Origin of the sequence: Pseudomonas sp. Pseu.R1, from assembly GCF_045764065.1 — a bacterium.
GTDB lineage: Bacteria > Pseudomonadota > Gammaproteobacteria > Pseudomonadales > Pseudomonadaceae > Aquipseudomonas.
Map to the genome: position 1 here is coordinate 166,742 of NZ_JBJGEE020000001.1, position 14,992 is coordinate 181,733.

Annotated in this window: 15 protein-coding genes and 1 pseudogene; 7 read left to right on the plus strand and 9 right to left on the minus strand. The window is 59.6% G+C overall.

The window, feature by feature from the left end; translation table 11 throughout:
* Positions 1-17 precede the first annotated feature (17 nt).
* A complete protein-coding gene (locus ACI5GA_RS00725) occupies positions 18-224 on the plus strand; it encodes a hypothetical protein (protein ID WP_421421142.1) in 207 nt (68 codons plus the stop codon).
* Between the two features lie 389 nt (positions 225-613).
* Positions 614-1,633, plus strand: a complete 1,020-nt coding sequence (locus ACI5GA_RS00730; protein WP_421421145.1) for an integrase — start codon at positions 614-616, stop codon at positions 1,631-1,633.
* A gap of 216 nt (positions 1,634-1,849) precedes the next feature.
* Here the strand turns inward: ACI5GA_RS00730 and ACI5GA_RS00735 are convergent, their stop codons facing one another.
* Both ACI5GA_RS00735 and ACI5GA_RS00740 read right to left on the minus strand, forming a co-directional pair.
* Positions 1,850-2,017, minus strand: a complete 168-nt coding sequence (locus ACI5GA_RS00735; protein ID WP_421421147.1) for a hypothetical protein — start codon at positions 2,015-2,017, stop codon at positions 1,850-1,852.
* A gap of 51 nt (positions 2,018-2,068) precedes the next feature.
* Positions 2,069-3,472 carry a hypothetical protein gene (locus ACI5GA_RS00740; RefSeq protein ID WP_421421149.1) on the minus strand — a complete coding sequence of 468 codons (1,404 nt, stop codon included), beginning with the start codon at positions 3,470-3,472 and terminating at the stop codon, positions 2,069-2,071.
* Positions 3,473-3,754: 282 nt separating this feature from the next.
* Between ACI5GA_RS00740 and ACI5GA_RS00745 the strand changes: the two genes are divergently transcribed.
* Positions 3,755-4,042, plus strand: a complete 288-nt coding sequence (locus ACI5GA_RS00745; RefSeq protein WP_404637981.1) for a hypothetical protein — start codon at positions 3,755-3,757, stop codon at positions 4,040-4,042.
* Positions 4,043-4,086: 44 nt separating this feature from the next.
* Here ACI5GA_RS00745 and ACI5GA_RS00750 read toward each other — a convergent pair whose 3' ends face one another.
* Genes ACI5GA_RS00750 through ACI5GA_RS00760 form a run of 3 tightly spaced genes read right to left on the minus strand, consistent with a single transcriptional unit; the run spans position 4,087 to position 6,742 of the window.
* On the minus strand, positions 4,087-4,836 hold the full coding sequence (locus ACI5GA_RS00750; RefSeq protein WP_421421151.1) for a hypothetical protein: 750 nt from the start codon (positions 4,834-4,836) through the stop codon (positions 4,087-4,089).
* Positions 4,837-4,856: 20 nt separating this feature from the next.
* On the minus strand, positions 4,857-6,308 hold the full coding sequence (locus ACI5GA_RS00755; RefSeq protein ID WP_421421153.1) for a M48 family metallopeptidase: 1,452 nt from the start codon (positions 6,306-6,308) through the stop codon (positions 4,857-4,859).
* Positions 6,309-6,310: 2 nt separating this feature from the next.
* Entirely contained in the window at positions 6,311-6,742 is a 432-nt protein-coding gene (locus tag ACI5GA_RS00760; RefSeq protein ID WP_421421154.1) for a hypothetical protein, read from the minus strand.
* Positions 6,743-6,932: 190 nt separating this feature from the next.
* Here ACI5GA_RS00760 and ACI5GA_RS00765 point away from each other — a divergent pair, with 190 nt between their 5' ends.
* Complete coding sequence (locus ACI5GA_RS00765) at positions 6,933-7,883, plus strand: helix-turn-helix domain-containing protein (RefSeq protein ID WP_421421155.1); 951 nt, start codon at positions 6,933-6,935, stop codon at positions 7,881-7,883.
* A gap of 191 nt (positions 7,884-8,074) precedes the next feature.
* On the opposite strand, the gene ACI5GA_RS00770 is transcribed toward ACI5GA_RS00765, so the two are convergent.
* Positions 8,075-8,956: a LysR family transcriptional regulator gene (locus ACI5GA_RS00770; protein ID WP_421421157.1), complete on the minus strand. Its 882-nt coding sequence runs from the start codon at positions 8,954-8,956 to the stop codon at positions 8,075-8,077.
* 105 nt (positions 8,957-9,061) lie between these two features.
* Here ACI5GA_RS00770 and ACI5GA_RS00775 point away from each other — a divergent pair, with 105 nt between their 5' ends.
* The gene (locus ACI5GA_RS00775) at positions 9,062-9,766 is read left to right on the plus strand and encodes a haloacid dehalogenase type II (RefSeq protein WP_421421158.1); all 705 of its coding nucleotides are present in this window, start codon (positions 9,062-9,064) and stop codon (positions 9,764-9,766) included.
* Between the two features lie 17 nt (positions 9,767-9,783).
* The gene (locus ACI5GA_RS00780) at positions 9,784-10,548 is read left to right on the plus strand and encodes an aldolase (protein ID WP_421421159.1); all 765 of its coding nucleotides are present in this window, start codon (positions 9,784-9,786) and stop codon (positions 10,546-10,548) included.
* A 63-nt stretch (positions 10,549-10,611) separates the two neighbouring features.
* Here the strand turns inward: ACI5GA_RS00780 and ACI5GA_RS00785 are convergent, their stop codons facing one another.
* Entirely contained in the window at positions 10,612-11,019 is a 408-nt protein-coding gene (locus tag ACI5GA_RS00785) for a DUF2000 family protein (RefSeq protein ID WP_421421161.1), read from the minus strand.
* Between the two features lie 205 nt (positions 11,020-11,224).
* Here ACI5GA_RS00785 and ACI5GA_RS00790 point away from each other — a divergent pair.
* Positions 11,225-12,840, plus strand: a pseudogene (locus tag ACI5GA_RS00790) (sensor domain-containing diguanylate cyclase).
* A 52-nt stretch (positions 12,841-12,892) separates the two neighbouring features.
* Here ACI5GA_RS00790 and ACI5GA_RS00795 read toward each other — a convergent pair.
* Together ACI5GA_RS00795 and ACI5GA_RS00800 are read right to left on the minus strand one after the other, a co-directional pair.
* A complete protein-coding gene (locus tag ACI5GA_RS00795; RefSeq protein ID WP_421421163.1) occupies positions 12,893-13,945 on the minus strand; it encodes an aldo/keto reductase in 1,053 nt (350 codons plus the stop codon).
* A gap of 76 nt (positions 13,946-14,021) precedes the next feature.
* Positions 14,022-14,939, minus strand: coding sequence for an AraC family transcriptional regulator (locus ACI5GA_RS00800; protein WP_404637999.1), 918 nt, complete (start codon positions 14,937-14,939; stop codon positions 14,022-14,024).
* Positions 14,940-14,992 lie beyond the last annotated feature (53 nt).

The following is a 14,992-nucleotide window of genomic DNA, read 5'->3' on the forward strand; positions in this document are numbered from 1 at the left end:
TTCGTATAATGATCACCATGAAAATGACCAAACCCGGATATGTTATGACGATGCAAGATTTTGATTTTCCTCAGCTTCTCGACGAGCTTATTCATCTTCGTCATTTTGCTGTTCAGCTTGATTCAAACCAGCTTCGCGCTGCTTATGAGCGTCTTTCTGATGTCCAGCGTGTAGTCGGCAACGAGCTCGAACGCCGTCGCGCGCAGATGGCCCAATCTGAATGACTCAGGGGTTCGTATAATGTATATTATGTTAAATCAGACATCGCACGTTAGCTTGTCTGTTTGTGTCCAATCCCACATACCTCCGGTCAAATCCCCACAAACCTCCGCTCCTAAAAAATCAGTAGCTTGGCCAACCTTCCTCATTCCGTTCCTCATCATCGTCCCTCACTAAACTCCGGTTGGATTCACCAAATCACCAACAGCGATTCGACGATGGCAATGCCGCAGCTTTGTGCTACAGCTTAAGAAGCCATCATTCATTCTAGCCTCCTGGTTGCGCCATGACTCGGCCGTTCATCCCATTCCCGATTTTCCCTCCGTACGTGTACTGGAGGCCTAATCAGGTTCAGCGCTTTCCTACAAACATAGCCGTGTCTGATCGGGTGGCCATGATCGATCCTGCGGCCAATCCCTTCACCAACATCTGGTACGTCGACAGATTCGTAAATTGGATCGCTCATAACTGGGGTGCAGAGAATCCCCACCGTAAGTACCACAGCTGCATCATTGGCCTGGAGAAAATGCTCAACTGGAGCTTTGCGCATGGCGTGTCCCTCATTGACTGGCGCCGTACCGACTTCGAAAACTACGCGGAATTTGTCGTAAATCCACCAAAGGCCTGGACTGTTACCGGGTCTCAACTGCGCTACGTGCCAGAGCCTGGCGTCGAATATGAGCATTGGTCGATCAATTCGGTATGGCGCCCATTCCTTGATTTTCGTTCTGTCGGTGATGATGGCGAAATAGAGAAAAACGTTTGGAAACGAGAGATTCGCTGCGCAACCCAATTTCTGGATTTCTACCTTAAAGATTCGTCAGCTACTCGCGAAAACGTTGCCGCGAAAGCACTCCCTGAGCTCTCTTTCAAGAAGCCCACGGCGGTAGGATTCTTGACCGACACAGAGCTTGAATGGGTGCTGAGATCCCTTCCAAACTTCATGGGCGTGCATGAATATCGAATAATTGAGATGTACCTGGTCATTGCCAGATACTCGGGTCGCCAGCTGTGGAGCATTATGGGCAACGCCCGAGCGCCCGGCCATCTCGACCAATTCCACCGTCGGGCGGACGGCCGATGGGTTGAATTCCGATCAGCCAAAGATGGCTGGTGTCCGTTGTCACCCCATTTCGACAAAGTTTTCGAGCGTTACCTGCATTACCTGAATATTGATCACCTTCACCTTCACCTTCACCTTCACCTTCACCCTCTCCCATCGATCCCAATATTTCCAAAAGACAACGCGCACTCCTTCAACTCCAAAGCCCTTGGAAGGATCCTGGTTTCTGTCAGGAACACTCTGGCCGACAGTGCGGCTGGGTCAGCTGACCCTGAAATCTCCGGGGCCTCGGAGAAGATTCGCGGCTTGACGTTCATGTTGGTGAGTCGCACGCCTGGCGAGAGCGACTGACCAACTTCATGCCACTGATCAGGGAAATGAGACCTTGGCGTGGCTCTGCGAGCTTGGCTGTCGTGAATCAAGCCGTCCGCAAGCGGCCGTCTCGACCCTGCGGGCTTCCAACCTCACGCCGGCGCGCTCCGCTTGCATAACCAGGCTTTCAAAGAGCCATTCAGGGCAAGAAACACATCAATTGCGCCAAAGATCCATTTCCCCGTCGACGAGCGCCTATAGCCAGCCGTCCTGATCAGTCATCGATGAGGGCCTAGTGGTCGCGATGATGATGTCGTCCTCTTGGGTGAGCTTTGCCAGGTAGTTCCCGGCCTTCAGCGCGCTGAGCAATCTCCAGTTCGTTTCAGTGTTTCTGACCTTGATCTTCTTCACCTTGTGGCTCACGGTTTTGAAGTCCGCATCATCGAGTAACGCGAGCGCTGCCGAAACGTCAGGTCACTTCATCCCGGGGAGACATTGCACGAGCATTTCAGATCGATGCTCCGAGGTTAAGCTTGCGCTGCGTACCAGATTTCGCAGCACAGGCATCAGCGAATCAGCAAACCTTTCGCCCACTTGGTTGGCCAGGGTCGCCACGCGACCGAGCTCTGAAACCGCTTCAGGTCTGCTTTCAATCACCTCCAAAGTAAGCCCTGACCACATCTGGATTTTCTGGGTGAGTGGCAGCGCGTTGCTTTTGCTTAGCGTGATCATAGATTCAAGCTGGAGCGAGCCGATATCGACCTCTGCTTTCGCGAGATTCAACCGTTCAGCCAAGTATTGGCCCTCAAGGTGCCGGCATGAAGCCAGAACTACGTCTCGGACTTCCGAGCTATATGGCAAAAACGTTGAAGTCACCAGCATGACCCAGCGTCCCTCAGGCATTTTGTCTTTCAGCACCGATAGGTCTCGAAGCACGACGCCATCGAGCAATGCCTTGAGCACGTCGTTGCTGATATCGGAAGAGCGTAGAAGATACTGCAGCAGCGCCAAGTCTTCGCTGGTTGACTGCCAAAGGTTGCCCTTGAGCTGGAGTGCATTCCGAGCGATAAAACCAGCGAACACTGTCGCCGGATTCAGCCCGCTTTCATCGCCCGCAGCATGGCGCTCAGTTGCGATGATCTCATCAAAATAAGTCCATACGGCGTCAGATTTGGCGGTAAAGCGATCACTCTCAAGTGCTTTGGCCCACAGATGCATTGGGGCGTCCTGGATCGACCGTAGCTCACATGTGGTGTGATCGAAGAGTCTGGTCGCCAGATCGTTAAACGTGTCCAGCTCTGCCAGTAAACTCGCAAGCGATTCGCTGGACTCATCCAAGGGGGCTGCCTGATCCAGAAGTGCGGCGACGAACTCGTCGGCGTGCGACAACAGCAAATCGATCAGCCCATCGACGCCCAAAGCCTGCAGTCTCCGAAAGGACATGACGCCCACATCCCCAGCCTCGGTCTTGGAGCTTTTACTGCCCTGCCCACCTTCTGACTTAGCGCATACCAGCGACAACATCGGCAAATTGATCTTGATGCAGCGCCATTCGATCAGCCGCACGAGCTCTGAGAGACTCATCACATTGCCAAGTGAGGAAAACTGGATCGGGTGCGCTCTTAGCCACGCCCACGCCCCAGCATTGCCTTCCAGTCCTGGCATCAGTCGTGATGCATCTTCCAGGCTGTCGATCGTGGGCACCAGATCCGTCAGAGCGTCATCGGCCAAGGTCTTGAAGTCGGACTCCGCAAGGTTGTCGAGGATTGCTTTGAGTAGGGTCTGCCGGGCCTCGCTTCCTTCAAATACACCGAGTGAATCCGTGCGGGCAGTCGTAAAATGCCAAGATCCGGGTGATAACAGCGGAGACGTCATCATTGATCTCCCTCCGGATCTCCTTGCAGAAATGCACGTTGGTTTGGGTGATTCCTTGAGGATCGAGTTGATCGGGGGATCGATAGTGCTGAAGCCAGTCCGCGACCGTGACACTCAATCTTGAGGCCGCTATCGACCCAAAGCAACCCTTCAGAGGGGGCGTCTGTCGGCAACTGATGCCGCTCAAGGATCCTCAAGGCGGCCAAAAAGTGGCAAGAAACGGGTGCGGCGACGTTTCTTTTATTGGGAAATGCCAGGCGAAAGCTTTTCCCGGATCGCAAGGGCATGGTGATGCCCGAGGCGGTAAAAGCGTTGGGCAACACACTGGATTTCGCCCGCGAATTAATCGCCGCCGAATTTCGGGATCCTGTCATCGAGAGCGTGACACATGCCTATCAGCTGGATGTGAAGTCGCTCGATAACCCTGACACGCTGTTTGGAGTGTCACCCGACTGGACGAGCCTGACCGACACAGAAAAGGCAACAGTGATTGCGCACGTCAGGGAAATGGCTGGCGATAATCCTGTCTTGCCCATTCCATCTACCGCATTGATCGCGGTTGCGCAGCGATAACCAACGATCCAGCGGCAAGTGCTCAGTTGCGTATGGCGAAGCGCTCACCGCTGCGGCCGACAGCCCTGCGGCGATCCATGCGGGCTTCCGACGAAACCCGCCTGACGCTGACGCAGCGCTGCCAGCTCCTGCTCGGCGCGAGCGACATTCAAGTAACTCTCTATCACGCCCATGAGTTGGTCATCGCGCAGCGTTTTTCCGTTGACCCGGTAGCCCACGGACATGATACGTACCTTGGGCGTACCGCCAGTGCGCGTCAACAGGGCCTTGGAGAACTGGAAGCTGACCTTGCGTTGGTGCGCGTTCTCGCCGGAGTCAGGGCCGAGTTCGAGCATCAACGATTCCACCCAACCGCCGTTTTTGTAGCTCACATGCCCCACCTGCAGTAGATCGATCGGCTGCTTCAGGTTGTGCACACGTAGCTGACGGTGATCCAGGGTCATGAACACAAACTTGCCTGAGTGGCGGTTGGCCCAGCTGGCAGCAACCAGTACGGCAAACCCGACCAGGCAGAAAATCAAGCCCGTCACGCTTCCCTTCTCACCTGGACGGTGCTCCCCACCCATGTCACGCAGCACCACCCAGGCCAGGAGTGCCATCACCAGCGCGGCGATGGGCAGGACGTATTTCACGCTGGGCGAAGAGGTGAACTCGGTCTTGTCGGGCACCGACTCGATGAAGCTTTGCAAGGTGTCAGCGGCGTCCTCGGCTTTGGTGCGTATGGCCTGGTTGTATTCGTCGGTCAGCGATGCAGCAAGATCGGTAGCGCTGCCAGGTTGGTAGGGTTGATTCATGGGTCGAGTCTCCGTGCCGGTCACGCGGCGTGTGTCTTTTCGGTGAGCAATTGATTGAACCACTGGCTGTCGGCCTCGCTGGCCGGACGGGACGCCTGACGCAGTAAGTCGTCGTCCAGTGCCACCTTGAGGTGGTGTACGCGCTGCAAGGTGGGTGGATGAGTGTCGAAGGGGTGCTCGACACGGTGTTCGAGGGTGTGGGGGCTGAGCGGCAACGCGTGCTGCCCCAAGTGAATGTTGAGCGCTTGCACAACGTTGCGGGTCTGCGGGCTGGCCAGCAGCAGGTCGATCAGCTCGGACAAGGCACACACTCGCAGCAAGGCAATGGCGAACATACGGGCGCCGGCCACACGTGCCCCCACTTCGTCGGCGGCCAGCTCCTGCCGCCGGCTCCAGTGATGAAAGGCATGATCGAATTGCTCAAGGAAGTACAGCGATACCCAGATGCCTGGCCCGACCAGCAGAGTGTCGCTGTCATTGTCTTCGAGCAGGGTGTGGATGCGTGACCGCACGCTGTGGAACAGTGACGACAGCTGCGAGCCCTTCTTCGTGTCGCCGGACGCGAAGTGCCCCAGTTCGTGCCCCACCACCGCAGCCGCTTCGTCCTGGCTCATGGCCGAGGCGTAAGTGAGCGGGATGTACAGTGTGTGCCCAAGCAACGGCGCCTGCGCCGACTGCAAAAACACCGGGCTGCTGGTCACGAACCAGGAGCGATCGACGCCCACCACGATATGGTCCGGGGAAGGCACATTGGCTTTGCGGGCAATGCCATCTACCCAGCGCCACAGACCCGGTGCGTGCTCGCGTGGCAACTCACGACCCAACAGCCCAATTGCAGGTGCCTCCAGCGGTGCGAGCCGCTTGCGGATGCTGCGCAGCACCAGCACGCCACCGGTCAATACCCCCCACAGCGGCAGAGTGAACAGCAGCGCCATCGCCCCACCCCGGTCCCAGTGGCTGTAGGCCCAGGCCATTTCGTAGAGCAGACACAGGCTGACACCCGCTACCAACAACGCCACATCAAGGAAGATCAGTTGGGTGACCCCCCGCCAGGCCTTCGTCAAGTGCTGCAGCATGTAGTCCTGTGAACGCATTGAGCGCAGGGCGTCGTACTTGAGCTTGGTCAACAGCGCCACACCAGTCAGGGCGGCTGCCAGCGCACAGAGCTCAGCCAGGTGCGCGAGGCCCCCACGCAGCGTCAGCCAGCCGTGGTCCTGCACGATACGGGCAATCTCCTTTTGCATGTACGGCACGATGGACTCGGCCCCTACATGGCCTCCGGTCAAGCGGTGGTGAATGGGCAACAGATGTGCGGGGTCTTTCACGGCGGCTACGATCCAGTCGCGCATTTGCTGCTCGTCGCTCAATGCCCAGTGCACACGACCGTCTTGCAGCAGTGCGTAGAGCATCAGCCCCAGCGGGACCAGAAACAGAAACGCCAGCAACCGCAGCCTGCGTGATGGGGTGGACATGATCACTTCTGGTTCAGGTAGTCGGTGAGGAACGCCTGGGCGTCGCCCTGTGACGACAGCCCTTCACTGTAGCCCACGTTCAATTCCTGACTTTCACCGGGCAGATACAGCTCGCCATAGCCGTCCTGAAGGATCAGCGCCACGAACTTCTGGCCGTTGACCTCGGTGCTGTAGCGCGTGCCCTTGGCGGTCTTTTCCACGTTCATTTTCTGGATGCGCAGGTTCCAGTCATGGTCCACCCCTTCCACCTGCACCAAGGCCTCGTTGGCTCCGCGGGCACCGATGCGCAGCGTCCATACCTTCACGCCTTGCTCGCCCTGATAAGCCATGACCTTGTCGGCCACTTCCGGGCGGGCGTCATCGGCCAGGGTGATAGCGGAAGTCAGCAGTAGCGCGCCAAGGGTAAGTACGCGTATGCACGTGCTCAGGAACATGCCAGTGTCCTCGGTAACAGAGTGAGGACACCTGATAAGCCAGAGCCACCGAATCGGCAAGATGGCTGACCGCATCACACAAGTGAATGACCACCGGTCACAGGTATTGATTAAAAAAGCACCACCCGCACTATACTGCGGCCCCGTTGTCGGATTGACGTCAAATAACCGTTAGCCAGTATTGAACGCCATGCAGAGCTGGACCCCTTACCACGACACCGAAGTGTTCTTCGATGGCCCACAACCCCTGAGCCGGTCGAACATCCTCGACGCGTCCGCGCGGGAGATCATCGGCAGTGCCAGCGGCCACTATCAAGCGCGAACCGTGCGCCCGTCGATGCAGTATTTCGACTGCGACCTACGCTTTACCGAGCCTCTGCGCATCCAAAAGGTGCTGCCCGACAGCCTGTGCATCGTGCAGGTCCTCGAAGGGGGATGGAGCCACAGTATCGATCGCCGCACGCCCAATCACTATACGCCGCAAGCCACGGCCAGCCTGGGCCTGAGCGAGCCGATGGAAGCGGTCGACATCCTGCCGGCCGGCAGCCACGCACGGCTGGCGGGGCTGCGCATTGCCGGCTCGTTCATACATGAACAGGCCGAGGAAGGTGACACCACGCTGTTGCCCCTGCTGCGTCTGCAACAGGACGGCGTTCGTTTCACGCCACTGCCCCGCTGCATGGCGCTGCGCTCGCTGTTCGAGCGTTTGTATCAGACGCCTTACCACGGCGCACTGGGCAGACTGCATCAGGAAAGCCTGACCCTGGCGGTACTGGTGGAACTGGCCGTGCACCTGGGCGGCCCGCAAAGCCGCCTCCAAGGCCAGACTCGAGCCCAGCGCGAGCTGGCACACGAAGCCCGGCAACGGCTTGAAGACAACCTTGCCCATCCACCGGCCAGCCAAGAGTTGGCACGCATGCTGGGTGTAGGGGAAACCACGCTGCGCCGCGCCTTCAAGCAGGCCTTTGGCAGGTCGATGCTGCACTACCTGCGCGATCGACGCCTGGAAGTGGCTCGCCAGTTGTTGCGCGAACGCAAATGGCAGGTGGCGCAGGTCGCCTACCGCGTCGGCTACGCAGACCCGGCCAATTTCACCCATGCCTACAAAGCTCGGTTCGGTTATCCGCCGAGGCTGGAGTGAGCGGCGCATTGCAGGTAGACGCCAAGGTCTCGATTAACCGAAACACCCTTGGAGTCACCCCTTTCGCGTGTAAGCGTTGAACCACAGCGTCTTGGATCACCTACCCCGTACACCCAAGCCCATCCGCGAGCTTCACGTACAGCTGGGCAGGAAGACACTCTGCTACGTATTGCCAAGGATGCAAACGGACATCAAGTGCGCGTTGGCTCAGGTGAGGTGTTGGGGCCAAGGCGCTGTTCGCCCAGTGCCTGTCGCAAAAACTCGACCAGCGCTCGCTGCAAGCCGGTCAACGCGCCGTCGCGGCTGATCAGCGCCAGCTCGGTCGGCGGCAATTCGGGGAGGTCGGTACACAGCGTGTGCTCTGGCAAGACCGCCGAAATCGGCAGTACCGAGACGGCCAGTCCGGCGGCGACGGCGGCCTGGATGCCGGTCAGGCTATGACTGCCGAACGCGACCCGCCATGGCCGCTGCGCAACATCCAGCAAGCGAATGGCCCGTTGCCGATAAATGCAGCCTTGCGGAAACAAGGCCAGCGGCAGCACACCCTGGGCAAAAGAGTGCTCCACCCCCCTCACCCACACCAGCCGCTCCGGCCAGCTCGCCCAACTGGGCCCGCTGTTGGGTTCCCGCTTGACCAACGCAATGTCGATCTCTCCTGCCGTCAGCTTCTGCTTGAGTTCGATGCTCATGCCGCTGATGGTTTCCAGGCGTGCTTGCGGGCAGGCCAGATTGAATCCTGCCAGCAGGCTCGCCATGCGCCGTGAGTCGAAGTCTTCCGGCACGCCGACACGCAGGATTTCCAGATCGCAATCGCTGGCAAGCACGTCCAGCGCTTCCGACGAGATCGCAAGCAGACGCCGCGCATACTGAATCAGCATCTCGCCCTGTGGGTTGAGGGCGATGTTCTGCCCGGTGCGGTCGCGAAGCAGCAGCGTGTGGCCGACCGTCTTTTCCAGCTTGCGCACCTGCTGACTGACCGTCGATTGCGTGCGATGGACCCGTTCAGCAGCTCGGGTAAAGCTGCCCTCATCCACCACGCACACGAAGGTTTTGAGCAGTTCAAGGTCGAGCATGGCAGTTCCTTGATATTCGTTTTTCCACTGAGTTGCGCATATTAATTTAATTTCCCGCTAACGGCATTCGCTCGTAAGCTGAATCTCTCGATAGAGGAGAACAGCATGACACTCGAAAATACCGCACGTCCCCAATGGCTGACGTTCGACTGCTACGGCACCTTGATTCAATGGGACGAGGGCTTGCAGAGGGTCGCCGCCACAATTCTTGGCACCAAGGGCCAGCACGATGTCGATGTCCATCGCCTGATTGGGGTGTACGACCGGCACGAGCATCGGCTGGAGCAGACGCCGCCTCACCGCTCGTTCCGTCACTTGAGTACCCTGGGGTTGCAACTTGCGCTGGAAGAGTTGGGGTTGCCCGGTTCGGCCGAGGACAGCCAGCGGTTGGCCGAGGCCATTCCCCAGATGCCGCCGTTCCCCGAAGTGCTCGATACGCTCGAGCGCCTCAAGGCCATGGGCTTCAACCTGTGCATCGTGTCCAATACCGACGACGACATCATTGCCGGCAACGTCGCGCAGCTCGGTGGGCACGTTGACCGGGTCATCACCGCCCAGCAGGCGGGCGCCTACAAGCCTGATCCGCGCCTCTTCGACTACGCTCACCAGCAACTGGGCGTACGGCGAGATGAAGTGGTGCACATCTGTGCCAGCCCGCACCTGGACCACACCGCCGCACGCGACATGCAGTTTCGCTGCGTGTGGATCGACCGCGGTACGGGTCGGAAATTACTGCCCGACTACCGCCCGGATGCGACCGTGAGCACGCTGGATCAAGTCGTGCCCCTGTTCGAATCCCTTGGCTGGTAACCCACGGAGTCATTGCCATGGCGCACACCCTTGAAGGCGGTATCCGTACCGCCCGCTACACCGACCTGGATCTCGAGTCGCCCGCCATCGTCACTGCGCGCGCGGAGTTGGCCGCATGCTTTCAATTGGCAGCGCGGCACGGTCTGGAAGAAGGCATCTGCAACCACTTCTCTGCCATGGTGCCGGGGCGCGATGACGTGTTTTTCGTCAACCCCTATGGGCATGCATTCGAGGAAATTCGCGCCGAGACCCTGCTGGTCTGCGACTTCCATGGCCAGGTGGTCGCTGGCGAAGGCCAGCCCGAGGCCACGGCCTTCTATATTCACGCACGCCTTCACCAGAGACTGCCCAGGGTCAGAGTGGCGTTTCATACGCACATGCCCTACGCCACGGCGTTGTGTTCACTGCAGGGACCTCCGCTGTTAGGGCTGGGGCAGACGGCGTTGAAGTTTTACGGGCGCACGGCGGTCGATGAGGCCTACAACGGCTTGGCACTCGACGAGTCTGAAGGTGACCGCATTTCCGGTGTCATGGGCGGGGCCGACGTGTTGTTCTTGAAGAACCACGGCGTAATCGTTGCCGGCCCGACCATCGCCGAAGCCTGGGACGACCTCTACTATCTGGAGCGCGCCGCCCAGGTGCAACTGCTGGCGATGTCCACGCAGCGAGACCTCAAGCCAATACCCCACGACATCGCGCAACGCGCGTACGAGCAAATGCGCCAGGGCGACCCTGAAAGCGCCCGTGCGCATTTGGCGAGCGCAATGCGGCGTCTGGCGTAAGAGAATCGTGCCGTTCGGCTTCACAGCCAATCGGAAACACGTGGAGCCAGCGCAGGCATTCGCTCAGGGATGCAACGGCAACCCTTTGATCGCCTTGTCGACCGCTTTCCTGGGGCCTCTGAGCGCCAAGCCCACCAGTTGCAGGTTATCGGGATCTTCCTCCTGGAATACCGCTCGGTTGGCCTCATCATGGCCGGTGGAAAACATCGCGAACACGTACGGCAGCATCGTAAGCCCTCGCTCCAGGCCTATGCGATGAGCCTTTTGCAGGCCGTCCAGCCCTGCTTCGAAAACAAGCATGGGTTGGATCGACATGCTCCCGTATTCGTGTCCGCGTGCATCCACGTACGGTTCGCCCAGAATCTCGGGCGCCGCAGAGGCGATGCCGGTTGCGAGAAAAGCCACGACATTCATCCGTTGCCAGTGAGCAAGGTCGTTGCGGACGATGAAAGCGATCTTGGTATCAAACATGGGCGACTCCTAAGGGCTGGCTGGCGATGATGGAGTGCGCTGCCCCCCTCAGTCTGTAACGTTCGTGCAAGCGCGCTTCGAGATGGAATGCCGTACCGCAGAGCGCGCAACGCGATTTTGCGTTGAGTTATGAACCGCACTTGGTGTCTACCCGGTAACGCGCATGCATCCTGACGCTATGATTGAATTGGCCAGGGAGGTTTCGATGCCAGGACGCCAGGAAACGCACTTCGCAACAGGAACCACTGCAGAGGAAGGCCTGATGCCGAGCGGACGCCGCGCATCGGCCGTGTTCCGTATGACGTTGACCTTCATGCTCCTGATGGTCCGAGTTTTCTGGCGGTGGAGGGTTGGCGATCATGGCGCGATTACCGCCATGCGTATGTCACCGCTCAGGACTCTGCGAAAAACCTCGCCCGGGCGACAGCACAACATGCCGAGGACGCCATTCGGCAAGTGGATGTGCTGACGGCTGAACTGCGCGAACGGATTGAGGGCGATGGGCTGCAAAACATCGACATACCCCGCATACGGGCATTGCTGGATCAGCAAACCAGGATCATGCCCCAACTGCAGAGCCTGTTCGTCTACGCGCCCAATGGGGCCTGGATCGTCACCAATCAGTACATCACGCCTGAAACGGCGAACAATTCCGACCGTGCGTATTTCAACTATCACCGCACGCATCCCGGGAGGGACATACGGATCGGCGAAGTGGTGAGAAGCCGATCCTCCCGTGAGCTGATCATCCCCGTGTCTCGCCGCCTCGATAAACCCGACGGTTCGTTCGGGGGCGTTCTGCTCGGCACCCTCAAGGTGAGTTATTTCCTGGATTTCTACGGGGACTTCAAGATTGACGACAAGGGCGCCCTGGTTTTGGCGTTACGCAGCGGTGAAGTGCTCGTGCGCCGACCTTTCATCTCCCCTGCAACGGAGCAAAGCCTGGCCCGGAGCGAAATTTTTACGCGTTATCTGCCGCAATCCAACGAGGGGGTCGCGGAAGTCAGGGCCGTCATCGACAACACGCGAAGGCTGTAGGCGTACCGCGCGCTGAGCTCCTATCCCCTGGTCGTGGAGGCCGGGCTGTCGCGCGAGTCGTTCATCGGTCCATGGCGCCACGACCTGTTCAAAACCGCGATGGTGCTGCTGGTGCTGATGGGCTTTCTCGCGAGCTTTGGCACCATCGTGCTGGCGCAATTGCGAGCCAGATTTCGACTGGAGCGGGAAATCAGGGCGGCCCACCAAACGCTTCAGGATATGGCCCTGACGGATAGCCTGACAGGATTGGGTAACCGCCGAAAACTGGACATGGTCCTGGAGCAGGAGATCGAGCGGGCCAGGCGTCAAGAAGAGCCTTTGGCGCTGATCATGCTCGATGTTGACTACTTCAAACGCTTCAATGACCGGTACGGCCACCCTGCCGGAGACACGTGCCTGCAGCAGGTCGCGCAGGTCATCAGAGGGGCGCTGAAACGGCCAGCCGATATTGCGGTTCGCTACGGGGGTGAAGAGTTTACCGTGCTGCTGCCGGGAACGGATGCCACCGGAGCGAGCCAGGTGGCGGAGGACATGATCCAGCGTGTTCGCGCCTTGAACATCGATCACGCCGACCACCCGCTGGGCATTGTGACAGCGAGCGCCGGCGTCGCGGCGGTAACGCCCGCGAAGGAACCCACCAATGCCGCCGGCATGATCAAATCAGCCGACGCTTTTTTGTACATGGCCAAGCATTCGGGCAGGAATCGATGGTGTTCGGACGCGACCCTTCACAAGGGAAACGCCCAAACGCCCCCTCCCCGCCAAGGCGAAACTTGCCAGTGAGCCCGATTGAGGCAGCGTGCAAGAGGCCTCCCCGGACGGCTGGCACTCCACGTCATGAGGTTTTGCCGGCCCAAAGGTCCAAGGGGCCCAGGCGGTCGGCCATCTGGGTGTCGAGCATCCAACCGGGGTATTCAGGCGGCAGTTCACTGACGGCGTCGAGCCTGGCGATTTCATCCTGGCTCAGCTCAATGTCGATGGCCGCGAGGTTGTCCTCCAATTGGTCGAGGCGTTTGGCGCCCACCACGATGGACGTCACGACCGGCTTGGCCAACAGCCATGCCAAGGCGATGCGCGCTGGGCTGCAACCATGCGCTTCGGCCAGCGGTTTGAGCACATCGATGACGTCCCAGGCGCGCGCCTTGTCGACGATGGGAAAATCGAAGGTCGAGCGGCGTGAGCCCACGGGCGTCTGGTGGTCACGGCTGAATTTGCCCGACAGCAGGCCGCCAGCCAGCGGGCTCCAGACCATCAATCCCATCTTCTCGGCCTCAAGCAACGGCTTGAGTTCTCGCTCCAGATCGCGCCCTGCGACAGAGTAATAGGCTTGCAGGGTATTGAAGCGTTGCAGATTGAGCCGCGCGGACACGCCCAAGGCCGTCGCGATCCGCCATGCCTGCCAGTTCGACACGCCTAGATAGCGCACCTTGCCCTGCCGTACCAGGTCGTCCAATGCGCGAAGGGTTTCGTCGAGGGGCGTCAGCGTATCGGTGGCGTGGATCTGGTACAGGTCGATGTAGTCCGTGCCCAGGCGTTTGAGACTGGCATCGACCGCATCCATGATGTGCCCACGCGACGCGCCCACGTCGTTGCGGCCCGGCCCCATGCGGCTATAGACCTTGGTCGCCAGCACCACTTCGTGGCGGGCGATGCCCAGATTCTTGAAGGACTGCCCGAGGGTGCGCTCGCTTGCCCCAGCCGAGTAGACGTCCGCCGTGTCGAAAAAATTGATCCCCGCCTCGACGCTGGCTTTGACCAACGCATCGGCACCAGCCTGGTCCACATTGCCGATGTGTTCGTATACACCGGTGCCGTCGCTGAACGTCATCGTGCCCAGGCACAGTTGCGAAACCAGCAGGCCGGTGTTGCCCAATGTCTTGTATTTCATCTGCTCTTCCTCCCAGGACGATACTTGTCTTCATTTGAAAAAACAGGTCTGACGGCCGACGCGCGCCAGACGCGACTCAGGTGTTCGGCTCGGAAACGGCCATGCAGTAGTAATTCCCCGACTCCCGCAGCCGGGCCACGTCCCGTCCTGGCGGTGCGCCGAACATTCGGCAGTAGTCGCGGTTGAATTGCGAGGGGCTGTTGTAGCCAACCCGCGCACCGGCACTGGCGGCGTCGAGACCTTCGGCCAGCATCAACCTTCGCGCCTCTTGCATGCGCAACTGCAGACGAAACGCGAGGGGACTGAGCGAGGTCACCGCACGGAAATGCCGGTGAAAGTTTGACCGGCTCATGGCGGCCACTTCAGCGGCATCCTCGATTCGGCAGGCGGTGCGGAAATGCCGTCGTATCCAGGAAATGGCCCGACTGATCTGCTGGAACTGACTCTGGCTGTGGACCATGTGCCGCAGCAGGCTGCCGCTGGGTCCGGTCAACAGCCGGTAGTAGATTTCGCGCAAGATAAGCGGCGCCAGCGCCGGGACATCCTGGGGCGCATCGAACAATGCCAACAAGCGGATGGCCGCATCGGTCAATTCTGGGGGCGCGTCGTTGATCGCCAGCCCCAGCGGCGGAGAATCAGGGTCCAGAGACGAGGGATGGAGCGCGGCCAGCTCCGCGATCTCTTTTTTGTCGAGGTTGATCTGCAAGCACAGATAAGGCTTTTCTGCACTGGCCTCGACGACCGAGCCCATGACCGGTTGAGCGATCGAGGCAATCAGGTAGCGGGCAGAGTCGTACGTCAAGGTGGTGGTGCCCACGCTCGCCTGTTTGCGGCCTTGCGCGACGAAGCAGACGGTCGGCTCGTAGATGGCGGGCATCGGCTCGCTGGGCGCCGACCAGCGAATCAACGTTACCGCTGACACGGGCGTGTCGAACGTGCCGTCCCCGATGGTCCGACGTGAGATGAGATTCGCCAAGCGTGCCTGCGGCGACATACCGTGCCCTCCTGTGATGACGTCCAGCGTTGTCTCACGCTTTCGGCACATAC